Source organism: Schaalia sp. JY-X159 (genome assembly GCF_014525425.1).
GTDB lineage: Bacteria > Actinomycetota > Actinomycetes > Actinomycetales > Actinomycetaceae > Scrofimicrobium.
Genome location: NZ_JACEXI010000006.1, coordinates 98,304 through 123,786 on the forward strand (window position 1 = coordinate 98,304; position 25,483 = coordinate 123,786).

Below are 25,483 nucleotides of genomic sequence, written 5' to 3' on the forward strand. Positions count from 1 at the left end.
CCGCTCTTGCCTATAATCACACCATGCGAGTTCTTTCCGTGGTCGGCGCACGCCCTCAGTTCGTCAAATTGGCACCAATCGATAAGGCCTTCAAGAAAGCGGGCATCGAGCACGTCATCGTGCATACCGGTCAGCACTACGACCTGATGCTCTCTGATGTTTTCTTTGAGGACCTGGGGATCTCGGCACCAGCCGAACACCTGGGGGTTGGTTCGGGATCACACGGGAAACAAACGGGGGCAATGATGAGCGCCCTCGACGACGTCTATGCGAAGCACAATCCCGACTGGGTGCTGGTTTACGGGGACACGAACTCGACGCTCGCAGCGGCGATCTGTGCGGCGAAGATGCACATTCCCCTGGCTCATCTTGAGGCTGGCCTCCGCTCTTTCAACCGGCGTATGCCGGAGGAACACAACCGTGTTCTTACCGACCACGCCTCTGACCTTCTGCTCACCCCAACAACGGTTGGCGCCGATCACCTTGCCCATGAGGGCATTACCGAGGGTGTTGTGATCACGGGTGACGTGATGACGGATGTCCTCTACGAGACCCGGGATAAAGTGAAGGGCAAGAACTCTCCGTTCCAGGACAGTCTGGATCTGATGCCGGGTACCTACTCGGTTGCCACCATTCACCGTGCGGAAAACACGGATGACCCGACCCGCTTAGAAGCGATCCTTGAGTCGCTGGGCAACGTGGACCATCCAGTGGTGATCCTCGCCCACCCACGACTCCTAGCCAAAGTTGAGGAACATGGGTTGACTCTTGCCCGCGGGAACCTGATTGCCCACGCTTCCATCCCCTACCCACAACTTGTCTCTGCCGTCATGAACTCCCGCGGCGTCATCACTGACTCGGGAGGACTGCAGAAGGAAGCGTTCCTGCTCGGTGTACCTTGCACCACGGTGCGCCCAGAGACCGAGTGGGTCGAAACAGTGGAACTCGGCTGGAACGTCCTCGTTGAACCTGGCCCCGCCCTCACCGCGGCAGCAACGCGTCCCCGTCCCACCACTACCAACGCCGCACCGTACGGGAACGGACATGCTGCCGACGCGGTGGTGGCGGCGCTAAAGGAGCACAGTTCAGCCGACTAGCTAGATCGAGGCCGAAATACCGGGTGGAGTTGGCCAGATCAGCTGCCGCTCGCTACGGCAGCATCTTCTTCCAATGTGTCTGCCATGTTTAGAAATGTGCGGTCGCCTGTCATGAGTGCAAGGTCCGTAAGTTGGTATGTTACCCCGCGATGATAGTTCTCCGGCCTCAGGTCGATATCCTTACAAACCTGACCCGCACAGTAATACGACCATTGATTCTCATATCTCCACTCAGAGAATGAGTCGCGAACCGTCGTCGCACCAGCGTCGAAGAGCGCTGCGGCCTGCTCATTGTCGAACTGAATGGCGTAATCAAATAGTCCCCACATCGCGTACATATGCCCATTCACCACGTGGCTGGCCGGGTAGTCAGGCTGTACGTACTCCTCAAACCACAGATTCCCTTCATCGATGTTTAGGAACATCCTGTCAGCAGACGCATCCTGGGTAAACGAAGCGAATGTCTCGTCGGCCGCGACTTTCCATTTATCGTCCCCTGTCGCCTCGTACATGCGCGTGAACACGGAGAGCGCCATGCCCTGCGCCATGCCCGAGTACCATGGCGCCTCCAGAGGAATGACGCCGTGAAATGTGTGGTCGAAGTCGTAGGGGAACCATCTGGCACCATCGACAAGTTCTGAATCATCAAGCAGCTTCTGGGCGTTGAGCTCCGCTCTGTTCAGGTACTCGAGCTCGCCTGAAGTGAAATAGGACTCTATGGCATACACGATGTACCAGGACAAACCCACTGGGTGCGTCACGAAGCCCTCGTGATCCGGCCATGACTGCACGACTACGCCGTTCTCATCGTACTCACGCCGTGCATCGTCAAGATCAGCTAGGTTATCCAGGCTCCTCCCGTAAGGACGAATGACCAGCGGGGAAAGAGTGACACCAGACGTTGCCACCCCATCTGGGAGAGAAGCGGCAGCGACGTCTCCATATTGAAGCGATGTGGAGCTAGATTGGGCTGTAATTCTTGGTGCACGCTCCGTACCGTGGATTACCAAAACCACGAGGACTACGCTCACCAATACGACGACAGTTGCTGCGAGCAAGCGCCAGTACGTATCTGGCTTACTCTTGGATACCCGTGTGGCATGGCGTGGTGACATTCGATAATCTTGGCACATCCATTTGGAGGGAAGTGTCAGATTGCTTTGTCAGTTCTATAACACGTTTTTGTAGTGCCGGTCCGGTGTGAAGCGCAGGACTCTTTACGCGGGGCGAGCTGATGACCGCTGACACCAAGACCGTGGGGCTCTCGACTAGATCTCAAGTCGTCTAGACCGTCAGGTTGACTCCGCCCAGCGCAGCAAGCACGCTGACTACCAGGGTACCTAGCCCGTAGAAGAGAGCTGTCCCCCAACGCTCGTCCTCAGCGAGCGACACTGTCTCGAGGCTGGCTGCGGAAAAGGTCGTATATCCGCCGAGCAGCCCAACCGTAAAGATCGGCCCCCACACCACACCAGTGAGCGGACCAGCGATGAGTCCGAGGACGAATGAGCCTGTGATGTTGATGAGCCAGGTTCCCCAGGGAAAGCGTGCTCTAGCCTTCGCGGGAATCGACATGTCGATGACAAACCTCAACGTCGCACCCAATCCTCCGGCGACGGCAACCAGAAGCGCGAGAAGCAGGCCGTTCATCGTGTTTCCCCCAGGACCCGACCGAGCCTGCGCGCACGCACAGCGCGCCTTCCCGCCAACACCCCGGCCACGCTGAGCAGTGCACCAACCAGAACTGTCCCTAACGAGTACACCAGCGCGCTCGTCCAGCGTCCATCACCTAGGTTGTGCGCAGTTTCAACCGCAAGCGTCGAGTATGTTGTGAAGCCTCCCATCACGCCGGTACCCAGAAACAGTCGCAGACGTAGTTCATTCCGTGTCGGCTCCCCTGCCCCCGTAATCCACCCCACCAAGAACGCCAGTATGAACGCACCGACAACGTTGATGATGAAGATGTCGAGGGCGAACCCAGAGACGCGAACAGATGCAACATCAATCAGGTAGCGCAGAAGAGTGCCGAGCGCACCACCACAGAACACCAGTGCCGCACCGGAGTACCGACGGTTGCTTCCCATGGTCCCACCTAACCTTCCACGCAGAGCCGACTTCTATAGTTTCTCTCGCCAGTCGCTCCCGCCCAACTGCCGCTAACCGGCAGACGCTGGTACCGTCAGAACCGGAAATGCTCTTACACCCAACCGCACCTGGAGTGACATGTACAGCAACGACACCAAGGTACTTCATCTGGGCGATGTTGCATCAACTGGAACCAACCTGGTGCACACAGCTCGTGCCAACGGCCGCAGCTGGGCCCTGCGCAATCTCCCGGCCGCACCCTCACTCACGTCGCTTTCCGCTTGGGCTAGACGCGGCACCGATGCGCTCCGCTACCTGAGCGATGGAACCAAGCCGGAGGTACAGCACATTCACTACGGTCCTAACGGATACTACGGCTGGCTAAAAAATGCACCCTACGTGTTGCACCTCCACGGCACCGATCTGCGCCAAGACCTCCACCGCCCCCTGATAGGACACGTCGAACGTGCAGCCGTGAAGCACTCGGCACAACTTGTCGTAGCAACACCAGATCTACTTGAAGCCGCACAAGAGCTGGACTCCTCTGCAACTTATGTCCCCAACCCACTCCCACCAGAAACGTACCGCCGCTCCATGCGGGCTCAGGAGAGTCCCAAAGCACCGACCGGTCGAGTCTTCTTCTCCGCACGCTGGGACGATTCCAAAGGCGGGGAAAGCCTGGTCGACCTCGCGGGAGACCTTGTGGCAGATGGAATCGAGGTCGTAGGGGTGGACTGGGGAACGCATGCCAAAAGCGCGAAGGAGGCGGGCGTGAAGATGCTCCCAAAGATGACTTCAGAGGATTTTGAAGGCACGCTGAAATCTGCTGATGTTGTCATCGGCCAGTTCTCCTTTGGCTCCCTGGGAATGTCAGACTTGCAGTGTCTCGCCCTCGGTCGCCCATTAGTTGGGTGGATTGATCCGGCTCTGGAAGTCGGGGTGCCGGGTCCTGGAACCCCAATTGCTAATGCACGTGAGCATGTCGAGGATCTGTTGAATCACCCGGAGCATGCTGAAAGTAGCTCACTGGAATGGCGTGACTGGGTGCTTGCGGAACGTTCACCTCAACGCGGCCTCCATGAGCTTGAGGAAATCTACAAGACAATTCTTACCTAGTTCGACCAATACTGAGCAGGAAATCTGCCGCCTTCTGCCCCATTCGTCCCATGGAGCGGTTCTTCACTACCCAGTCGCGAAGCATCTCCTTGGGAAACCGCTGGGTATCGGCTTTGAGAAGTGAAGTCATCCCCTCAGCTGCGCTGACGGGGTCATGGCTCGTTGCAATCCCCAAACCAGCAGTATCGATGTCATCAACAACGGGTCCCCTTCCGGCAAACAGCACCGGCTTTCCTGCAGAAAGTGATGCGAGAACCTTGGTCGGGTAGGCGAAATCGTACCCCTGGCCGGGAACTATTGAAACCAGTGCACCTTCCGCACCCGCGAGCAGGTGAGCCACGCGCGAAGGCGAGCAAGGTGGAACCTGGATGATCACGTCTCTACCATGCGTTGTCTGGAGTTCTGCTGCGATCTCCCTAATCGCATCCCACTCTGTTCCCTGACCGACAAACACCACTTGCAGGTTGTGGTCGGTGGAGGCGAGACTCCGCATGGCCTGCGCAAAGACCCTGGCGCCTTGCCATTCCGATGCGGTACCTGCGTAGATGAGATAAGGAGAGACTATTCCTAACTCTGCTAACTCGTCTGTGTCCAGTGGCTGCACGTCCGTTGTGTAAACGTCGGTATCAATCCCGTTGGGGATTACGCGGATGTTCGTCCCACCAAGCTCTGCCACGCGTTGAGCAACCCCGTCGCTGACAGCGATCACGCCAGATGCACCGCGAATCGCAAATCTCTCAATGAAGCGAAGGACGCTGACGATGATTGGTGGTGCACCAGTTACCTCTGTTGCATCAGACCACACATCTGCGGCGTACCAAACGTAAGGAACACGCTTTAGTGCGGCTGCAACACGGGTGACCGCGCCGGTTGTCGGAGGCGGCTCAACGAGAATCACGTTGGGACGGCGCTCTACAAGCAACCGGAAAAACAGTGGAATGTCGAAGGACATATAGGGCAAATACCCACGCACGTAGCCCGTCTTGTCCCGAAGTGCCGGCCAGCGTTTGATCTGAGGTGATGCCGTCGCCAAAACCGTCTCAGAGGATGGGGCAGGTTGCGTAGTCAGCACGGTCACCTCAGCACCATCTTCAATGAGGGCGCGATGAACAGCCCCTAGTCGGAAAGACGCCGCGGCGGGCTCCGGGAGGAAGATACGGCTAACGATTGTCACCTTTGGCCCGATGAGACGGTCCTTCTTCACATCGCTCTCCTATCTGACTAACGCGGAAGAGGCCATGAACCGAAGTGGGGCCTCCCGGTCAAACAGGGAAGCTAAATCTTTCGGGACAAGAGCAGAGGGACGAAGGAAACTACGGCGAGCTTTGGCAAGCCTGTTTACTTCTGCATCGGGAACTGCAGTATCTCTAAGTGCGGACAAGAGTCGGCGGTCCGCGACCGAGAGCGGGCACAGGGCTGACGGGGCGCGTCGCAAGACCATCTCAATGGCCGCAGCCATAGTTTCACGGTCTCCAACACCCCACCTTTCATTGATCGCCCGGTAGTACGCGGCGCCGAAGAAATGGATTCGCAAGTATTTAACGGCCAGCGCCCTCTGCTGCGCTCCGGTGAGGGCGCGCGCCCAACCAGTGTGTCCCCAGGCGCGTTCGACATGGCTCAACTCATCGCTTAATGGCGCCAAACGCATTGTGACCCTGTCTGAAGCGTCTGCACCTATGACGTACCCGGGTCCTGCAGTCTGGACAGCAACCCGACCCTCAGACCACAGTAGCGTCGAAAGGCGCAGGTCGCCTCCGGCCTTTAAGTCAGGGTCCCACGCGAAGTCATTTGCCTCCAAGTATTCACGTCTCATGAGACCAAGTGGAGCGCTGCGGTAGTAGAGACGGTCCCGAACGGCATCCCGCTCTGATCGCGTAAATGGCCTCACAGGGGGGGTCCTCACGACACCTCCGCGGTCATACAGAAGCCGCGTAATGACGGCATCTGCTCGCGCCGACTGTGTCAACCAGTCGGCTACCGCACCGGGTTGCAGAAAATCATCCGAACCCAGCAAGCTCACCCATTCGGCGGTGACTTTACTTGTGCCGAAGTTATAGGGATTGGCTGGCGATCGTGTCCCGTCAGCCAACTCAAGCCAACGTACTTGCGTTGCGTGCCTGGGCGTCAGAGAGTCCCGAAGCACGCTTGCGGATATATTGTGGGCGACCACGGTAACGGTGGCTAAGTCACCATTCCCTTCTAGAACCGAGGCGACGGCACGCCCGAGCGGCCGTTCCGCAGAATGGCAAGCAATGACGACCTCAGCAACATTCCGAGACAAACGTCCCACCTCCAGTTTGGGCCTTGCCGAGCCACCGATCGCTATTGTCACAAGCTTACGAGATTACAGTCGCACATTCTAATAACGGTAAGCCTTCGAATATCCTGTAACCACACCGATGTCACGGCCCACCATGACACCCCTTGAGATAGGTTTCAGAGGAAATGCGCACTTCTGCCCCAAGAAGCAAAACTGCCCTTGTTGTTTCGTACTCCGACATCCCCAGAGACCCTAGGGTGTACCGACAGACAGAGTGGCTAACAAGCGATGGTTGGGATGTCGACGTTATTGGGCTGGGAACTGAACCTCCCGTAAGTGTGCGCGATACATTCACCCTCTCAGCTCCGGCAAAGTGGCTCACCAGCAAGATTGGATACGTTGTTGCAGGAGCTGTTTTGCCCCGCAGGTTCTCATTCCGGCGGCAGCTATTGGACAGGGTTCCCGAAGTCGCACGAGAACGCGTCAAACGCGGTGAGTATGATCTGATTGTCCTGAACGAGGTCGAGTTCCTCCCCTGGCTGGCAAATACCAAATCGCTAGGGGCGGCACTTGGAAAAGCCCATATACATGTTGACCTTCATGAGAAGCATCGTCCCGACCGCCGTCGAAACACACTTGGCGCCAAGTTGGCGTCACCTTACTATCGCTGGCAATACCGCCAGATAGCCAACCCTCACATCGATACGAGGACGGTGGTCAATGAAGAGATCGGTAATCTCTATGTAAAAGAGCTGGGGATAGAAACCCCCACGCCAAGTCGTAACGTGCCCGCGTATGAGGATATTCAGCCGGTCGAACGAGGCGATGGAAAGATCAAACTCCTCTTCCATGGAATGGGGAGCACTGAGCGCGGCCTGCAACAGATCGTTGATGCGATGTCTCTCCTCCCCAAGAACTTCGAAGCATACTTCATGATTATGCCTGACCCCGCTACACATGCCTGGCTCCAATCACTGATTAAAAGCAGTCCGGCTCGGGAGAGGATGGCAGTGGTACCTCCCGCGCCCATGCTTGAGATCGCAAAGAGAATCAATGAATATGACGTCGAAGTTGTCTACCTTCCACCACTCAAGGACAACCTGAAGTACGCCTCTCCCAACAAATTCTACGAAGCCGTGCAAGGGCGTCTGGCGCTAGCGGTGCGCGACGACCTCACAATGGCGCCCTGGGTGCGAAAGTGGGGCAACGGTATCGTAGTCCCCGGGCACAGTGGGCGGGAGCTAGCTGCGAGCCTCAAAGAGCTCACCCCCGACGAGGTCCTGCGTATGAAGAGCTCCTCTCACGTTGTCGCCCAGAGCGTAAACGCCGAAGCAGAGGGTCGCCGGTTCTTGGAGATAGTTAGCTAGCCCTACCCATCAAGTTCATTGTTGTCCGGAAGGCTCTATCAGCTTCGAAGAAATGGCTCCAACACCTTCGCGGCTCGTGCGAGGGAATGGACTTTGGATGCGTAAATTCGCCCCTCCCCAGCTAGCTTGTCCCGCCGCAACATATCTTCGGCCAGCCCTCGGAGGACGGTCTCCACGTTAGAGGGGTCAGCTTGAACTACGGGAGTCGTGAGGCTAGTTGATGAAAGGATTTGATCCCGAGCAGACTCCCACACGTTCGCCACGGCCACTTTCTCAAGCAGCATCGCCTCTACGGAAACAACGCCGTACATCCCCAGTGATAGAGAGTCCACCACGATGTCACTCTGCTTCATCACTTCGCGGAGTTCTTCCCGTGACAAGCCGGAAGCTTCCCGATAATCAATCAATCCTTCAGCCTGCAACGTGACGGCTGCCCTCCGGACATGATCAGTTCCTTTCATCAATGCCTTGCTTGGGGCATGTAGCACCACCGGTATGTTCGAGGCCCTCTGGTTCTGATCTGGCAGATAAGCCTGACTATCAACAACGGTTGGTAACCACGTTGCACTTGGACGGTACTGCAGCAGATCTGGCGTAGAGACGAACTCCGGGATACCAAGCTCATCGGCGGCACTGTGCGCCCACATCGTTGTTGCTCTAATGGGCTCCAATAGGTCTGTCTCATTGAAGGGAGAGTGCTTCTCAATTCGCCCATGCACTTCAGGCTGGCGTACATCACTGCCATGCCAAAGTAGGCCTACGACCAGTCCTAGGTCCTGGAGCTCACGCACGTGCGCAGCGAGCACTTCTCTACGAGCTGCGGAGTAGAGGGGAATCCCAGACTCTAGGAGCACGTGCGTGAAATAAGAGAGAGCTCGACGCTGTCTGGCGGCCCACCGCGGCGAGAAGTCGGCAACATTTGGGACAACACCGAAGTCTGTCGCAAAACCGCCGGGGCCGTTTCCTCCGATACGTTCGAGGTTGACGGCTGACACTCCGGGAAGAGTCTGCGCCGCCCGCGCCCATTCGTAGCCCTGTCCAGCGAAGTTTGCCGGCCCAACGAGTAGCCTCGTGTTTCCCGGGCGCGCGACTGCGACTGTCGCCTCGTCTGAGTCCCCCCAAACTAGGCGGCCGCCTGGCAGCTTGACCCGAACTGGAGTGGGTAAGAGCGCTCCAGCCTGAAGGATCTTCTGCCCGATTGACCGAGCTATCAGTCCTGCCACTGTCGCCTACTTTCTACGTAGTTGACGAACCAAAGTACGTCCTGCCAAGTGGTAGGCCAACGGCGCTTGCGCAGAGAAGAGGTTTCGCATCATGACAGGCAGGAGGGACCCAACAGAATGAACGTTGAGAGCTGCTCCCAATAGACTCTCCAAACGAGAGGAATCCTGTTCTCCACGTAGCAGAGCCGCAATTAGCTCTGCTTCAGACTTTGAGAGAAATCCGAATGCATCCGGCTCCATGTCGAAAACCTGGATCAGCAACTCCTGCATTTGCCGTGCAGCGGTCAGGTCCCACTCATCTGGCACCCGATTACGCACCGCATCAATCACGTTCTTGCGAAGCATCTTCACGATAAACGCCTGTCGGTCATGCTTGCTGCGCATCCAGGGTTTGCTCTTATCTAGGACGCTGCCCGCCCAGATGAACTCGTCGTTGATGCTGCGAAGGGTCGTAGTGACACGGACACCTTGGTCTTCGTGGACTAGGTATCCCGGGCTCCCGAACGCAAACGCAATGTTGGCTCCGGAGAACCAAAGATGATTGGAGAACTCAATATCTTCACCTGAGAAGACACCTTGCGGAAAGCGAAGCTTCCCGAAGGTTGCCCGGCGCAACAGTCCGAGGGGTGCAGCGCGGTAGGACAACCGATCCTTCGCACCGTCGAGCCAGACTCGACGCCCGGCTCGAACCGGAGGTACGGCGGCAGTGATCCCGGAGGTATCAGAACGATTCGCAATCACGAAATCGGCAGGGTTTTTCGCATCATTTGCGATCGTTACCCAGCGATCGATTGCTCCGGGCTCGAGGGTGTCGTCAGAACCCAGCAGGGTAGTAAAAGGAGCCGTTGCCAGGTCAAATCCATGATTCATTGGGCCAGATGGACTTGGAATGTGGTCTACCAGGCTTGAGAGTAGAACCCGAGGATCATCAGCCCAGCTCCCCAGGGCCTTCTCTATGACAGCGACATCGATATTGTGAGCAATAACAATCGCGCGGGTCTTTGTCTTGTTTCCTTCGAAGAGCGAGGCCACTGCACGAGCAACCGGACGATCAGCGCGGTGAACCGGGATGACTGCATCAACCTCGATCTCTGTCCTCGCATCACTAGCAATCGTATCGACGGCATCCTTCCACACACACAGCATGCTGGTGACATCCAACTTTCGAGCGGCAACTTCAGAGTTCCGCTTCCAGTCTTCAACCTGAGATGTTGAAAGACCATCTAGAGTCTCTACCAGGCTCTCCAGCTGAAAGTCTTTAGTGACCGCGCCAATGTTGAAAGTGTTGATGCGTCTCGACATCTCCTCGGTTGGGCCAACAATCAACCCAAGGCCCGCCTGTACGAAGTCGAAGAACTTGTTTGGTAGGGCCAACATATTGTTTGTTGCCGTGGCCGGAAGAATATGTATTCCCAGGTCGTATTGGCTGAGAGTCGGAATCAAATCCTCGCTAACCACGGGCTGGTGAAGTGTGATGCGAGGCCCCAGCTCGGCAGCCAACGCCCAGAGGGAATCGTAGTACGGAGTACCAGTGCCGGTGAGATAGAGGTCAAGAGTAATGGAGTTACTGGAAGCCGCAGCGGCTCTCATCATGGTTTCTATGCTTCGGTTCGGCAGCGCTGCTCCCGAATGCGCCAACTTGATGGTGTCACCTACAGGTCCTGGCTTTGTTGCCATATATGGAAGCGCATTCTCAACTACAGCGGCAGTAAAGCCGAACTCCTTCTCATATCTATCCGCGATACCCTGGGACACTGTTGTAACTGAAGCCGCCTTAGAAGCCTGGTTCAACAGCATCCATCGGTAGTAAGGGTGGCGGAGTTTTACCCACGCGGGGTTCTGATCGTGCAGACCCGGGTAGTACTCGTGTAGATCAGCGTGTACTTTGTCAGCGCCAAAAAGCTCGATTGCGAGGCCCACTGGCTCGATGTCGTTGGTGAGGACCACATCAAACTCTCGTCCTTTTAGCACCTCTCGTGCCGCAATGTTGTTTGCTTCAAAATGCTGCGCTAATCGATACTGCTTTGCGTGTAGCAGGGCAGCCCGAATCCGCTCGGTGCGACGAGTGTCTGCACTGTCGTGCAAAAGCAGTTGGGCATTCGTATCGAAGGGCTCACCAAACCCATAAACCGTCACGTCATAGCTCTCAGTGAACAGGTCGATCTGCTTCCTGAGGCGCGCATCTTTCGCAATGTCGGAGTAAGAAACTATTAACAGCGTGGGATGACCTTTTGCGGGCTCAGCGCTCCGTGAGTCTTTGCCGTTTCCTGCCGTGATCATCTCAAGCCTCTCCGCTCTCCGATAGCAGTCCAGCCAGCGCGGCCTGCCTAGCAAAGTCTGGAACCTGGTGAACCACTTCCTCGAACGTGCCGTGGCCCAGGATTCGTCCTTGGTCGAGGTAACAGATCTGGTCGTAGTTACGAACAGTTGCTAGGCGGTGGGCGACAGTAATGAATGTGACCTCACCTTGCAAGCGCTCCATCGACTCGGTAACGCGTCGTTCCGTTGCGGTGTCAAGCGCACTGGTTGCCTCATCCATAACCATGACCAACGGATCCGAGTAAAGCGCTCGTGCAATGCCGATTCTCTGCTGTTGACCACCTGAGACGGCGCTGCCTCTCTCACCAATGTGCTCATCAATCCCGCGTCCACGGTGCACCAACTCCTCGAGGTCGGCCCGCTCAAGCGCTGCTACAACTAAGTCTTGGTCATAGTCAGGCGTCCAAGTAAGCGCAACATTCTGGGCAATAGAAGAGTCAAAAAGTGCCACGCGTTGGGGGACGTATCCAACGCGAGCACGCCATTGCCCCATTACTGATTTGAGGGGTATGCCGTCGATAGTCATTGAACCACGATCCGCTTCGCTCAGACCTAGCAGGATGTCCACCAAGGTGGACTTACCCGCTCCAGACGGTCCAACAATCGCTAGGGTTGATCCAAAAGGTACGGTCAGATTTATATCATCCAGAACGTCCTTCTCTGCCTTCGGATATCGGAACCCAACGCCGCTCAGTAGCAGCTCTTTAGGTTGCCCCGGCAAGACCTCTGTGTCTTCAGAGAGCCTAATCACCTCTTCAACCTCAACCTTGCGGAGCTCACGAATAACGTCTTTCGCATACACCTCGTTAGCAGAGGCCTGAGCCAATGTCGCCTGAACAGAGTTGAGTGCCGGGATCATGCGAAAACCAGTCACACCAAACAAGGCAATTGCGAACAGTGCCTGATTGATACCACCGGCCCAGTAGGCAAATCCGCCAACAAGAAGGAAGCCACCAATTAGTGCAGACTCCATGGCGTACTTTGGTACAACACCGAGGAACGAGATGTTTGCCCGTGCACGAGTAGCTCTACGGCGGTTCTGCTTAACGACGTCACCCACTTCGTCGAGCTTGCCGCGAAGAGTGACCTCTTTGAGCGCATCGACCATCTCGGTCATGATCGTCGCAACCTTGTATCCATAGAGGCGGTTGTGCAGTCCAGCAAGCCGCATGCGTCGGTTCAGAACGACCATGATCAAAAGCGCGACTACCCCTAGGTATATCAATGCAACTAGTGCAATCCACGGTTCTGCTATCACCAGAACAATCAACGTTGATACGAATGACACCACGTTGGAGGGAATCTGTGAAAGAGGGAGGATGAAACCAAGATTGGTGTTCGCCATCGAGGAATCGACGATTCGAGTTACTTCTGCTGTGCTGAGTTGAGACCTCTGCTCCCACGTCGACCGCGTGTATGCGCGGAAGAGATCATTGCCAACTTCCAGTTCATACCGGGCAAATCGACGAGTCGCAAACCAGTGCATCGTGACCGCCAGAACGCCTTTCAAGATGAAGATGACGCACATCGCGAGGACTAGACCAAGGGTCCAACTTTCGGGAACTGCGCCAATCAGGGGTAGAGCGACAGCAGTTCCAGAAACTATTGGAGTGATGACAAGCAGCATTAGCCCAAGTGCAGCCGTCTCCATGAGGCCAACTGCTCCGGATAAGATCGCGTACCAAATGTAGAAGGTCTTGGCTCCCGGAGGTAGAACCGTGAAGAGTTCCGAGAGAGTGTGGAGGAGATCTCGAAGACTCCCCTTCTTCTTAGGGTTTCCACGTTTCTTCATTGGACCAGCATAGCCGTGCCCCAAACGGTCACCCTGCCGATCAAATGCTCATTGACTCAAGAAATCTTCATCAAGCGTCCGCCCAACCCTTTGTGGCGTATGGACTTCCGACACGTACTTGCGACCCCTTTCTCCAATCTCTTGTCGAAGACCGTCATCACCTGCGAGCATACGTACAGTTTCCGCAATGGTTGACGAAGTTGCCTCAACAATTGGAACTTCAGCTCCCGTGAGTTCCAGGATGCGCTCCCTAGTGAATGTCCCCACCTCCGCCACCACAACTTTGCCCAAGGACATGGCCTCTAGGGAAGCGACCCCGAACAAGCCCATTCCAACTTGGTCAATAACAACCTCCGCCCCTGCCACGTGTTCGACAACTTCTGTCGGAGTCAGCCCCTGAAGTTCAACGTACTCAACCAAATCCGAAATTGTGGCGACTGCTTCACGGATGTGCGAGGTTCCCTTCAGTGCCGCGCGAGATGGAATATGAACCACCTTCAGTTTGGATGCTCCTGCGGCTCGGTTGGGGTGTCTCCTCGCTTCGGAGGACAGATCTACCCCCAAACCCCACAGTGCGGAATCATGCAAAGTCGGCAACCAGGTTGCATTCGTGCGGTACTCGAGGAGGTCCGGCGTTGAAACAAACTCGGACAGTTGAAGCTGATCGGCAACAGCCGCATTTGCCTCAGCAATCCTCTGGAGATTCGATGTCAAGCCACCAAGGTCAGACCTGAATGGCGAACCTGAGTGAGCCCGTGAATGATGGGACGGGAGCCGAATGTCAGAGCCATGCCAGATCAGACCCACCTTGACGCCCGCATCGCGCAACGCATCGACCTCCCGTGTGAGGTCTCGACCAAATCGAACTCCCATGATCGGAGTCGCGGATTCAATAAGCACGTGCGAGAAATTGCTGAGAAGCTCGCGGCTCTGCCTTCGAGACCACGTTGGCGAGTGCCTTGTTGCGTTGAGCGACGTGGTGATATCCGCAGGAAATGAGAGAGCACTCAAATCTCTCGTCGCGCAAAGGCTCACGGCTTCCAGTCCCGGAATCAGGGATGCGGAATCAGCCCATCGTTTGGCCTGGCCGGCGGTATTGAGTGGTCCTACTAGCAGAGATTTCCCACCTCGACTCCCGCGGGCAACGGAGCTGTCATCACGGCGTGTCCACGCATTCTCGTCTGGAACTATCACGCGTCGCACTTGCGGTGGTAGGCACGGTGCCATCGAGAGTACCGCAGACTTCATGACCGACCTTGAATCAGTTTCACTGTCCATGGGTTCAGGATATCTATCCTCGCAAATGGGCACTCCTGCAGAACCCCTAAGGCTCGGCATTCTTGGGATTAGGAACCGGTTGGTAGATCACGGGGACGCGTTGACAGACCCGGGGACGAGTGCTTGATAGCTAACTGCACTCGGTAAGGTTCTGCACTGAAGTCGGTAGCACCCCGTCACCACCAACCAGTCGCACTGTGGATACCTTGGAGGTACTGGCCCCAATCCATTGTGAGACTACAGGTTTCGGGAGGCAGCTTCCGTTGGCAAGCACCAGCCGTTGGTTTGCGACGCCTGCAGGTACTGCGGCCGACAGAGCATCTGGGAAGTCACGTCCCGTTGCGACCCACAAGCCCGTAGGCGCGGCGCCACCGTTCTTCGAGACATAGTCATTCACAGCGATGTTGGTCTTGTAGCGGTCAACGCCACTCACCCTGGTCATCCCGCTGTAGCTCTTGCGCAGGCTGGCCTCAAGTGTCGATGAGATGACGCCATCGCCTCCAACCAACACCACCTTGCCGGGCTTCTTCGAAGAGAGGAAACTCGCGGCTGCACCCGTAACACTCTTGGCTGCTTTTCCATCGACAAGTAGCACCGGCGCATTCAGGGCCCCACCCGCTGCGGCAGCTGTCAGGGCATCCGGATAGTCACGACCGGTTGCAATCAGAACCGTTGACACACTTCTTGACCTAAAGAACTGATCCAAAATCGCGGTTGAGGTTGCATATCTGTCCGCCCCTGAGACGCGGGTGACACCTACTCCGGGTGCTGCCGCCTTCAATTGGGACACAACCGCGTTCGACACTGCGCCAGTCCCGCCAATGATGTATATGTGGGAGGGCTTCTTGGTTTTGACCAGATTGAGACTCGCACCACTCATCGCCGAGGGGCTCGTCAGCATCAGGGAACCCCCTAATACGCTTACCGCGGGGCCAACCGATAGAGCATCCGCAAAGTCACTTGCCGTTGCAATGAATAGCGGTGCTCCGGCCTTCATCGTCTGACTATTAACGGCAACATTGGTTGCAACGCGGTCCGATCCAGCCAGGCGAGAGACCGCCAGTTGAGGTTTGGTGCCAACCGTCTCTGGGAAGAACCTCTTAAAGATGTCGTAGAAATTCTTCTGCCCGGTTGGACCACACCCGCTTACGGATGAGTTGCCGATGTAAGGCGTGTACTCATAGAGGGAGGCCGTAGCGACATTCTTATATAGGAGAGACTGTGAGCCGCAGGAGGGCGACGAATTGTGCGCGACCGTCACTGCACGGCCCGCTCTGAAAGCATCGACGTGTCCGGCCATCGACTTGATCTTGTAGGAAACCAGCTTGTCTGCCCCGTAGTAGACCTGCTTCTGGAAGCCACCCTGCGCCGGGTCACAACCGCTCCCATCAGGACAGCCACTACCCATAGCCTTGGCCCAGGTGGCAGCCGACTTGGGTTGAGTAAGACCAGACTGCTCTTTCTGCAGCGTTGTCAGGATGACTTGCGGGTTCAGGCCGCAGGCCTGAGCTGTCTTGGAGATGATGGTCCAGGGAGCCTGGCTGCCAGACATGTTCAGAGGCTGGCAACCGCCGCGCAAAGTCGTCAGGTTCACTGTGGGGAACTTGGTGTCCTTCAGGCAGGTGGTTCCGCTCCCTGGCTTGCAGGCACTCCCCTGCTTTTCGATTGCAGCTTTGATCTGCGCCTCTGTCATCGTGCCCGGATTGTAGAAGAGTGCGTCGCTGATGATGTTGGCGGCATCAAATGTTTCTGGTAGTCCAGTTGTTGCGGAGCCTGGCGTTCCCGGGGTAACCACTGAGCCGGATCCGGAGTTTGCCTTCATGTATGCCGCAACCGAGCTTCGAATGCTTGGAATCCGCGTGTAGAACGCATCTCCTGGGCAGTCGGTCCATCCGACGTCACGGTGCGCGGAAACAACTGGGACCGAAACGTACTTCCCACTCTGGTGCAGTACCGAGATTTTTCCGTCGACAGAGTTGATGCCGTGCAGCTGTAGCTTCCAAGCAATCGTCTTTGCAACTGAATCTTGTGCCGCGGCGATCGGGGCTTCTTTCATGAATCCGCCCATGACCGTGATCCCAAAGGTCGCGCTGTTTGCGTTTCCGGCGTGCGCCGCATGGATCTGGTTCGTCAAGCCCCCGGCACGACCTTCCCAAACTCCACCGAACTGATCGACAATGACGTTGTAACCGATGTCGCCCCACTTAAGTTCCACCGCATGGTATTCGTAGATATTGCGGATTTGCTGGGCTACCTGAGCCTGCGTGTAGTTGTTAGAGCTCTCAGTGTGGTGAATTACTGCACCCTGAATCTTGTTGGCCTTTGGCGTCCAAGTCATCAACGATTCGTTGGCACCCCACGCCTTTCGGGTGTTGATCTTCAAGCCTGCGTAACCGGTGTCAAAAACCGTGCCAGCTGAGTTCAAAGCTGCAGGAATTACACCGCCAACACTTGAACTGAGAACGGATGTCGATGCGCTGCGGAATGAGGCACCAGTGCCTTCAACAGCACCTTCCAGCTCAAGCAGTTCGTCACCGACGCTTGTCTCCGATTGTGGGTTACCCTCGACTGGCTCTTCTTGGTCCGGCACTGTTTCTTCCACAGCAGTTTCTTCCACTGCATCTTCGTCCGAGGCCTCTTCCGCAAGTTCAGCGAGGTTGTTCTCAAGTGGTTCAGTTGACTCGGCATCAATGACAACCAGCGTTAATCCGGGAATCGACACGTCATCCGTGCCGCGCGCTACCACCTCAACTGCATCCGCAAAGAACAGTGAGAACGGCTCTGTCCCAGCTACGGTAGCTGCGCCTTCCGTCTCATCCCCTGGTTCTTCTGCAACCTCCAGAGAGACCCACTCAGACCACGTTCCATCAAGTAGATAGCGCAGAGAGACCAACTCCGGATCTGTCGCCTGCGGATCCCAAGTGACAGCAATCAGAGCGTTATCGGTCTTGAGATCAGTGCGAACGATATTGACGTCTACTTCACCTTCGAGGGCGCGACGCGCCTGTGCGTCAACGTCCGCATCCAACTGTTCCACGGAACCGGGGGCAACGGCTTCCACCTGTTGAAGGTCTCCGACCTCCTCTGGAACCGCTTCACCATCCGTGTATCCGGACTCAACCGCAGCTTCGACGAACTCGACTTCACTGACCGTAGGTTCAACAGACATAGGACTATCGTCTGCTGCGGCAGCCGGGGCGCTTAGCCCCACCAATGCTGTCCCCATCACAAGGGCGCAACATGCGCCAAGTGAGACTATTGCGGCACCTGTCCGCCCCGACCAGGTTCTCCGTTGCGGCACTGCTGCCATGCGGAATCACACTCCAATTACGCCTGCTGTTGAGCTGGTGATAGACAACAATCGTCACACCAACAACAACCGTAACACCTCTTGACTAGGGGCCACACTCACTAATGAAAACTACACTGATGTATTTATTGGGCGCCTTCCAAGGCAGGTAGGACCCAGGGCATGAGGAGCTTGGCGTAGTCCGGAGCCAGGTGGCTGTAGTCCCTGTAGACGACAACATCCCCTACCACCGGGTAACACCAAGTGTGATCGCAGAACTGGTCATCAAGGTCCACAATGCGAACGTCGGGTCGGTCGAGCTTCTCGACGGCAGCTGCCATGTAGTCTTCAGGAAGCGCATCCTTGCGAAGCAGTCCACAGGACTCCAACGTCCTGCTATTCGAGAGTAGACAACCGGGAACGGGACCGCCAGCGGTCCGTGGGACTGCTTTGATCACCACGACATCCTTACCCGTATCGGCAATCTGGGCGAACACTGCGGCAAAACCATCAACAGGATCTCCGTACCCTGACACATCTGTTCGCTCGGCCCACTCATACGCGCTCTGATAACTGGTGAGCACGACGGTGTCAGCGTCACTCTGTTTGACCCTCTCAAGGACCTCGGTGCTCCAAGCCTCACACGAGTCACCGGCTTCCGATGTCTGCTCACTGTTCAAAACCCTCCGCGAAAGTGTGAGAGGACAGGAAGACTTCATGAAGGTGTCAACCGTCCATACATGTTCGTGTGCCGCCTCGCTCAACCCAGGCGCCCATTGAGTGGCGTGCGAGTCCCCTACCAGCATCAGGTGACGAGTTGCCTCCGAGGGATCCACCCCAAGTACACACTCAATGACGTCGCTTGTCCTGATGCCTACCTGGCATTCTTTGAATGGCACGTCCTCGTTCTGGGTGGCCACGGCCTCGGGAGTGACTAGGTACTCCCCCGTGCCCATAGGGTCGCCGCACCCATTTGTGGGGTCTAAGGCGGAGGGTCCGATACATGGCTGTGCTATGCGCTCAGATACCGCCAGCTCAGCGACCTCCTTCTCTCGAGCAAGCTGCCAGGAGCCGATTCCAGTGATGCCAACGAAGATGATTGCACCAACAATCGCAAACGCAAACGCGCGCGAAGGAATCCCCAGAAGACGCCCTCGACGCATCGGATCTTCAACAAACTTGGTACTAATCTGCGCCAGCACCAACGTAGCAATGCCGATGGCTATCTTCGCGAAAGTCGTGAGTTGATGACCTGTCACAAACGGAACCATCACGACCAGGGGCCAGTGCCAGAGGTACACAGCGTAGGAGATCCCCCCAATCCACACCATGGGACGGAGTGACAGAAACGCTTTCGGGGACCACGCCGAAGTGGAGTTCCCAAAGTACAGAACAAGCATCGTCCCCGCGACTGGAACCAATGCCGCGTATCCGGGGAACATCGTCGCACCAGAGTAGACAAATGCAGACCAGATGATGAGAGCGACTCCCATCCATCCGGCTAGAGCCGTCCCTAGGCTACCCAGTGCCTGTCGCCCCACCAACGATGCTGTCAAGGCTACGATGCCGCCCGCTGCGAACTCCCAAACACGGGTAAAAGAAGCGAAGTAGGCCCATGACTGCTGACGATTGGTAGCCACTATTGAGTACCACAGAGATGCTGCGACTACAGCGGAGAGCAGAATTAGGAGCACCGTGTGCGCTTTGTACATCGGGGCAAACCGCTTGACAACGAACAGCGCGAGGACGATTAGGAGCGGCCATACGGCGTAGAACTGTTCCTCTACCGAAAGGGACCAATAGTGCTGGACCGCGGTTGGTTGTGAGTCCATCGCCATGTAGTCCACGGAATCCCATGCCAACTGCCAGTTCTCAAAGTAGAGAGCACTTGCACGGATCTGAGAGAAGTAGTCCGTCCACTGGTCTTTGGGAACGATAACGAACGTCGCAACTGCCACCACTAGGAGGACTAGGAATGAGTCTGGTAGCAGACGCGCAATACGACGCGACCAGAAGCGTCCCAGCCGTATAGATCCAGTCTGGTTCACCTCGCGGAGGAGGTGCCCAGTAATTAGAAAGCCAGAAATAACAAAAAAGACATCTACGCCTACAAAACCTCCCGCGAGCCGTAGCGGCCAGAGGTGAAAAAGGACAACGGCACCGACAGCAATCGTGCGTAGGCCCTGAATATCGAGCCGAAAATGTGAGGCACCCGCCCCCGTTTGCGATCTGGGGGCGGGTGCTTGTGAAAGAGCTTGTGTCATCTACGGAATACGGACGCTGTTACCCGATGCTGCGCTTTGGAGGATGGCTTCGGTGACTTTGAGTGCTTGGAGGCCTTGTTCCATGGTGACGTGGTTGCTTGCTTCCCCGTTGATAGCGTCACGGAAGTTGGCTTGTTCCACGGCTAGGGGTTCACGCTTTTGTAGGGCGTAACGGGTTACCTGTCCCTCGCTTACGCCGCGGAAGGCAGCGATCTGGTCCCACTCGACGGGGAAGGACCCATTCTCGTAGAACGTCAGGTCCCCTAGGGCAGTATCCGCGACGAGGGCGCCGTGTTCACCTGTTACCACGGTGAGGCGTTCCTTGAAGGGGGTCAGCCAGTTCACCAGGTTAGAGACCAGTACCCCGTTTTGGAAGCGGCCTGAGACGGTAACCATGTCCTCATGGGCGCGGCCCGAGCGGTGCGCGGTTTGAGCAAACACCAACTCATAGGGCGACCCAGCGATCCACGCCGCTAAATCAACATCATGCGTGGCTAGGTCTTTGACTACCCCCACGTCACTAATGCGCGCCGGGTAGGGGGACTGACGTCTCGTGACGACCTGGTAGACCTCACCTAACTGGCCCTCAGCAATCCGCCTGCGCATATCAAGTAGGGCCGGGTTACAACGCTCCACATACCCCACCGCACCAACTAGGCCAGCCTCATCAAAAGCCTTCGCGATGCGTTCGCCTGATTCCACACTGCCGGAGAGGGGTTTTTCAATCATGGTGTGAACGCCAGCAGCCGCCAACTTTAGTGCCGCATCCTCGTGATACACGGTTGGCACCGCCACAATGGCTGCATCCAGACCCTCTTCAATGAGGGACTCCACGTCCGGTAGCACGGTTAGACCACCAGCGACACCAAACCTGTCACCGGAAGGGTCAGCCACGGCAACCAGTTCAAACCCGTCCAGGGCGCGGGCGTTACGCACATGGTGACGCCCCATGGAACCAATCCCCAACACACCAACCCGCAACGCGGCCTGCTTTGCTGTTTCACTCATCAGTTATGCTCCAGCCTTCGCAGTCTCATTCACAGCGGTAACGATCCGCTCCAAATCAGCCTGCGACAAGGAGGGATGCACCGGCAGGGAAATGCACTCCTTGGCAACCTGCTCAGTTACCGGCAGATCCAAACGGGGAGCATACTTCTCCAAAGACGGCAGGCGATGATTCGGGATCGGGTAATACACGCCCGAACCCACGTTGTACTCATTACGCAGGGTCTCAACAAACTCGTCACGACCCTCAGGAACACGAATCGTGTACTGGTGATACACATGCACCGCACCATCAGCCACCGGAGGCACAATAACGCCCTCAAGGTTTTCCGACAAGAACGCCGCGTTATCCTGACGCTGCTTGGTCCAACCCCCAACCTTACCGAGCTGGACGCGACCAATCGCCGCATGAATATCCGTCATGCGATTATTCAAACCAACCAGCTCATTGGCGTACTGCTTCGCCATCCCCTGATTACGCAGGATACGGGCCCGACGCGCTACCTCTTCACTACCGGTAGTGATCATCCCACCCTCACCCGAAGTCATATTCTTCGTCGGATACAAGGAAAACGCTGCCGCTAAACCAAACGTGCCCACCTTACGACCATGCAAAGACGCATTATGCGCCTGGGCGGCATCCTCAAACAAAGCAATCCCATGCTTATCAGCAATCGCCTCAAACTCACCCATCGCCGCTGGATGCCCATACAAATGCACCGGCATAATCGCCTTAGTACGCTCCGTAATCGCCGCCTCAGCAGCCGAGGGATCCATGCAGAAATAGTCAGCCTCAATATCAACAAACACCGGAGTCGCACCAGTGATCGCCACCGAGTTCGCCGTCGCCGCAAACGTAAACGACGGAACAATCACCTCATCACCCGGACCAACACCAGACGCAAGAAGCGCCAAATGCAAGGCAGAAGTACCCGAATTCACCGCAACAGCAAACGCCCCATCAACCAGCGCCTCCGAGAATTCCTCCTCAAAAGCAGCCACCTGCGGACCCTGCGCCACCATCCCCGAGCGCAAAACAGCCGAAACAGCAGCAACCTCGTCCTCACCAATAATCGGCTTAGCAGGTGGAATAAAATCTAGGACACTAGGCTCATTACTCATTGCGAATCCTCTCTCGCGGACACTTCTAGGTGGTTGCTCGCGTTGCGAGCGGTTGCATAGTGGGAATCAAACTCAAGCGAGTTCGGAAAGACTACCGGCCTCGTCCTCGACATATAGAGTGCCGGACTGGGGGCAGCGGAACTGGCCCACCGCGCCCTCGACGGGTTCCAGAACCTCACCCGCGCGACCAACCCAGCCGTACTGGCGGGCAGGAACACCCATGACCAACGCGTACGGCTTGACATCTTTGGTGACCACAGCCCCGGCCGCGACAGTCGCCCACTTCCCAATCGTTACGGGGGCAACACAAACTGCCCGAGCACCAATCGCAGCACCCTCTTCGATGGTGACCCCAACAGGCTCCCAGTCGGATGCGTCCTTTATCGAACCATCAGGGTTGATGGCGCGTGGGTTGTGATCATTGGTGAGAACCGCTGCTGGACCGATGAAGACCCCGTGGCCAAGCTGCGCGGGTTCATACACGAGGGCGTAGTTCTGTACTTTGCAGTTGTCCCCTAGATAAACGCCCGTGCCGATGTAAGCTCCACGACCAATCACGCAGTTTTCACCGAGTACGGCGTCCTCACGAACCTGGGCCAAATGCCAAACGCTGGATCCCTCACCAATCACGGCTGAGGGCGAAACGTCAGCTGATTCAACGATGCGAACCATACTTCTCCTTGATCTATGTGCCGCACTCAGTCTTCGTTAGGCAGGACGTGAGCACCACGCTGTGTCCATCGTATCGCCCACAAAACCCTAACAACTGGGAACTAAGCCATTTAAGGGACCGACTGTGATGAACAAGGTCATCCTAGCGATACGGCGGTATGTCTGAAAATGCCGCCTAATGACACAATGGGGGCATGAATGAAGCTGGCCCGAGGTATGACGACAGCTGGCTTGTGGTGCCTCTTTACAATGAGGCCACCGTAATAGGCCAGGTTATTGAGGATGCCAAGGGGACATTCACCAACATCGTTTGTGTCGACGATGGATCCTCCGATGGTTCCGCTGCAATCGCCCGCCAGCATGGGGCGCGCGTTATCGAGCACCCCTTCAACCTCGGGCAGGGCGCCGCACTACAAACCGGTATGGAGTTTGTGCGCCGACAAACCAATGCTCGATATATCGTCACCTTCGACGCCGATGGGCAGCATTCTGTCGCCGATGCGGCGGCCATGGTTGACCGGGCGAGGACGGATGATCTAGCAATTATTTTCGGCTCGCGGTTCCTTGACGACGCAACCCAGGTCGGTTGGTCAAAGAAGCTTGTTCTGAAGACAGCGGCAGCGGTCACCAAGCAGCGAACGGGACTGAACCTAACTGACGCACACAATGGTCTACGCCTACTTCGCCGCGATGCCCTACAACAGGTTGAACTGCGCCAAGATGGGATGGCCCACGCCTCAGAAATTGTCAGTCAGTTAGCAGACACCGGACTTCCTTGGGCTGAGATGCCCGTACACATCGCATATACGGACTACTCAAAGGCGAAGGGGCAGTCTCTACTTAACTCCGTGAACATCCTGGTCGACCTGGTAATGAGGTAGTGAAATGTCCAGCTATTGGCTAATCAAAACCCTTCTCATAGTCGCAATGATCGGGATCACCTACTTTCTGGTGCGACCGACGAAAACAGCGAACTCACTGGCGGTGCGCAGAATCGGGATGCTCCTGGTCATCGTCAGTGCCGTCTTCGCAATCCTCTTCCCATCGGTGTTCAACACCTTCGCTAGATACATCGGTGTCGCGAGCGGCATCAACCTTCTGGTGTACCTGCTGACAATTACACTCTTTGCACAGATGGCCTCCTCATATCGCCGCGACAGGATGCTCAATGAGAAGCTCACGACCTTGGCACGTGAAGTCGCCCTTGCTCGTCGAGACGACGAAAGGCCCGAAATTGACTCGTCATCGGGGCCGCAACCCCCTCACGCTGGCGATTTGCACCACTAGTTGAGTAAATCCCTGGGATTCAAGGTTTAGACTCTTTTTCGATGAGTACGAAAGATACGGAGCAGCCAATGTCTGCGACCCCCGCACACTCCGCGACTAGGCGTCGATCCTGGATGTGGCTGTCCGTTCTGCTTGCCGCAGTCTTGGGTGTAGTCCTGTTTGTGGGAACAGCAGGAGCGATTCTCTACAACAGCTTGAACCATCAGGCCGCAGACTCGGTACTGGACACATCGCACCTTCGTGCTCAACCTCAATCGGCCCAGTCTGCCGACGAAGAACCTGAACAACTGACTGACAGCTTCGCCGGGCGTGAGGTCAACATCCTCCTCATGGGCATTGATTCGCGGCAAGATCAAGACGCCTCAATAATCAACCCGGAAGACAACGACGACACCATCCGCTCAGACACCACTCTGATGCTGAATCTCTCTGCTGACCGTCAACACGTCAACATCATTTCAATTCCACGTGATATGTGGGTCTACCTGCCAGAATGCCAGCGCACCGACGGTTCGGTCAGCTACGCACAGTGGGGGCAGTTCAACTGGGCCTTCTCATACGGTTCGCTCGGATCCGACCTCGCAGGCGGCGTGAACTGTACAGAGGCACTCACAGAGGAAATAACCGGTATCTCATCGGACGGCTTCGCAGTCATTGACTTCACGGGTTTCAGCCGGATGATTGAGGCGCTCGGTGGCGTTGACATCTGCCTTCCGGATGAAATCAATGACCCCGAATACCTCGACCTTGTCATTCCTGCAGGATGTCAACGGTTGGACCCAACCACAGCAACCCAGTTGGCGCGTGTCCGCCACACGGGCGATGGATCTGACATGGGGCGTATCCAACGCCAACACCTGTTACTTGGCGCGATGGTTCAAGAAGCCATGGGCCAGAACATCCTCACGGACACACCGAAGCTTTATGCATTCCTAAGTACAGCTCTGGACGCCCTGCGCCTCTCACCGTCGCTGTCCAACCTACGCACAGATGCCGGGTTGGCGACCTCTCTGACCAACACACCACCCGAGAACTTCCGCTTCCTCGCGATGCCCGTTGTTACAGCTGATTTTGACGCCAACCGCCTTCTGCCCAAGGAACCGCAGAACGCAGAGTTCTGGCAAGCCATCAAGGATGGGACACAGTTGCCGGCCGGAACCGTCTACTCCGACCTCAACGGCAACTACTTCACCGTTGGGGAGAATGGTGAAGTCATCGAGGGTGGCAACCCAAGAACAGACGATGAAATCGGGAGCTTGACTTACGGTGATGACGGCTACTAAAGCCGAGGTGCCGAACCTATGACGGGA

The 25,483-nt window shown here is 56.5% G+C and carries 20 protein-coding genes; 6 read left to right on the plus strand and 14 right to left on the minus strand.

What is annotated here, in order from left to right; all coding sequences use genetic code 11:
- The first annotated feature begins 23 nt into the window (after nt 1-23).
- Complete coding sequence (gene wecB / locus IDL90_RS10190) at nt 24-1,097, plus strand: non-hydrolyzing UDP-N-acetylglucosamine 2-epimerase (protein WP_187994425.1); 1,074 nt, start codon at nt 24-26, stop codon at nt 1,095-1,097.
- A 38-nt stretch (nt 1,098-1,135) separates the two neighbouring features.
- Here the strand turns inward: wecB and IDL90_RS10195 are convergent, their stop codons facing one another.
- The 3 genes from IDL90_RS10195 to IDL90_RS10205 all read right to left on the minus strand — a co-directional run bounded on the left by IDL90_RS10195 (nt 1,136) and on the right by IDL90_RS10205 (nt 3,178).
- A complete protein-coding gene (locus IDL90_RS10195; protein WP_187994426.1) occupies nt 1,136-2,212 on the minus strand; it encodes a D-glucuronyl C5-epimerase family protein in 1,077 nt (358 codons plus the stop codon).
- Between the two features lie 169 nt (nt 2,213-2,381).
- Nucleotides 2,382-2,744, minus strand: coding sequence for a CrcB family protein (locus tag IDL90_RS10200; protein ID WP_187994427.1), 363 nt, complete (start codon nt 2,742-2,744; stop codon nt 2,382-2,384).
- On the minus strand, nt 2,741-3,178 hold the full coding sequence (locus IDL90_RS10205) for a CrcB family protein (RefSeq protein ID WP_182141805.1): 438 nt from the start codon (nt 3,176-3,178) through the stop codon (nt 2,741-2,743). Before IDL90_RS10205 ends, IDL90_RS10200 begins: the two co-directional genes overlap by 4 nt.
- Before the next feature lie 139 nt (nt 3,179-3,317).
- On the opposite strand from IDL90_RS10205, the gene IDL90_RS10210 reads away from it, so the two are divergent.
- A complete protein-coding gene (locus tag IDL90_RS10210; RefSeq protein ID WP_187994428.1) occupies nt 3,318-4,295 on the plus strand; it encodes a glycosyltransferase in 978 nt (325 codons plus the stop codon).
- On the opposite strand, the gene IDL90_RS11745 is transcribed toward IDL90_RS10210, so the two are convergent.
- Entirely contained in the window at nt 4,288-5,499 is a 1,212-nt protein-coding gene (locus tag IDL90_RS11745; RefSeq protein ID WP_187994429.1) for a glycosyltransferase, read from the minus strand. The two genes, IDL90_RS10210 and IDL90_RS11745, sit on opposite strands and share 8 nt — an antisense overlap.
- Nucleotides 5,500-5,508: 9 nt before the next feature.
- Nucleotides 5,509-6,576 carry a glycosyl transferase gene (locus IDL90_RS10220; RefSeq protein ID WP_187994430.1) on the minus strand — a complete coding sequence of 356 codons (1,068 nt, stop codon included), beginning with the start codon at nt 6,574-6,576 and terminating at the stop codon, nt 5,509-5,511.
- Nucleotides 6,577-6,812: 236 nt separating this feature from the next.
- On the opposite strand from IDL90_RS10220, the gene IDL90_RS10225 reads away from it, so the two are divergent.
- Complete coding sequence (locus IDL90_RS10225; RefSeq protein ID WP_187994431.1) at nt 6,813-7,922, plus strand: hypothetical protein; 1,110 nt, start codon at nt 6,813-6,815, stop codon at nt 7,920-7,922.
- Between the two features lie 38 nt (nt 7,923-7,960).
- Here IDL90_RS10225 and IDL90_RS10230 read toward each other — a convergent pair whose 3' ends face one another.
- The 9 genes from IDL90_RS10230 to IDL90_RS10270 all read right to left on the minus strand — a co-directional run bounded on the left by IDL90_RS10230 (nt 7,961) and on the right by IDL90_RS10270 (nt 22,886).
- Nucleotides 7,961-9,145, minus strand: coding sequence for a hypothetical protein (locus IDL90_RS10230; protein ID WP_187994432.1), 1,185 nt, complete (start codon nt 9,143-9,145; stop codon nt 7,961-7,963).
- Nucleotides 9,146-9,151: 6 nt separating this feature from the next.
- On the minus strand, nt 9,152-11,425 hold the full coding sequence (locus tag IDL90_RS10235) for a hypothetical protein (RefSeq protein WP_187994433.1): 2,274 nt from the start codon (nt 11,423-11,425) through the stop codon (nt 9,152-9,154).
- A gap of 1 nt (nt 11,426) precedes the next feature.
- A complete protein-coding gene (locus IDL90_RS10240) occupies nt 11,427-13,256 on the minus strand; it encodes an ABC transporter ATP-binding protein (protein WP_187994434.1) in 1,830 nt (609 codons plus the stop codon).
- Between the two features lie 48 nt (nt 13,257-13,304).
- Complete coding sequence (locus IDL90_RS10245; protein ID WP_187994435.1) at nt 13,305-14,129, minus strand: hypothetical protein; 825 nt, start codon at nt 14,127-14,129, stop codon at nt 13,305-13,307.
- Nucleotides 14,130-14,664: 535 nt separating this feature from the next.
- Nucleotides 14,665-17,703, minus strand: a complete 3,039-nt coding sequence (locus tag IDL90_RS10250; RefSeq protein WP_187994436.1) for a cell wall-binding repeat-containing protein — start codon at nt 17,701-17,703, stop codon at nt 14,665-14,667.
- Between the two features lie 266 nt (nt 17,704-17,969).
- Complete coding sequence (locus tag IDL90_RS10255; RefSeq protein ID WP_187994437.1) at nt 17,970-20,087, minus strand: acyltransferase family protein; 2,118 nt, start codon at nt 20,085-20,087, stop codon at nt 17,970-17,972.
- Nucleotides 20,088-21,095 (minus strand): Gfo/Idh/MocA family protein, encoded by a 1,008-nt coding sequence (locus IDL90_RS10260; protein ID WP_187994438.1) that lies wholly within the window; start codon nt 21,093-21,095, stop codon nt 20,088-20,090.
- Nucleotides 21,096-21,098: 3 nt separating this feature from the next.
- Nucleotides 21,099-22,214 (minus strand): DegT/DnrJ/EryC1/StrS aminotransferase family protein, encoded by a 1,116-nt coding sequence (locus tag IDL90_RS10265; protein WP_187994439.1) that lies wholly within the window; start codon nt 22,212-22,214, stop codon nt 21,099-21,101.
- Between the two features lie 72 nt (nt 22,215-22,286).
- The gene (locus tag IDL90_RS10270) at nt 22,287-22,886 is read right to left on the minus strand and encodes an acyltransferase (RefSeq protein ID WP_182141785.1); all 600 of its coding nucleotides are present in this window, start codon (nt 22,884-22,886) and stop codon (nt 22,287-22,289) included.
- A gap of 194 nt (nt 22,887-23,080) precedes the next feature.
- Between IDL90_RS10270 and IDL90_RS10275 the strand changes: the two genes are divergently transcribed.
- Genes IDL90_RS10275 through IDL90_RS10285 form a run of 3 tightly spaced genes read left to right on the plus strand, consistent with a single transcriptional unit; the run spans nt 23,081 to nt 25,456 of the window.
- On the plus strand, nt 23,081-23,767 hold the full coding sequence (locus IDL90_RS10275) for a glycosyltransferase family 2 protein (protein WP_182141784.1): 687 nt from the start codon (nt 23,081-23,083) through the stop codon (nt 23,765-23,767).
- Between the two features lie 4 nt (nt 23,768-23,771).
- Nucleotides 23,772-24,173, plus strand: coding sequence for a DUF2304 domain-containing protein (locus tag IDL90_RS10280; RefSeq protein ID WP_182141783.1), 402 nt, complete (start codon nt 23,772-23,774; stop codon nt 24,171-24,173).
- A 41-nt stretch (nt 24,174-24,214) separates the two neighbouring features.
- Complete coding sequence (locus IDL90_RS10285; protein WP_187994440.1) at nt 24,215-25,456, plus strand: LCP family protein; 1,242 nt, start codon at nt 24,215-24,217, stop codon at nt 25,454-25,456.
- Nucleotides 25,457-25,483: the final 27 nt, after the last annotated feature.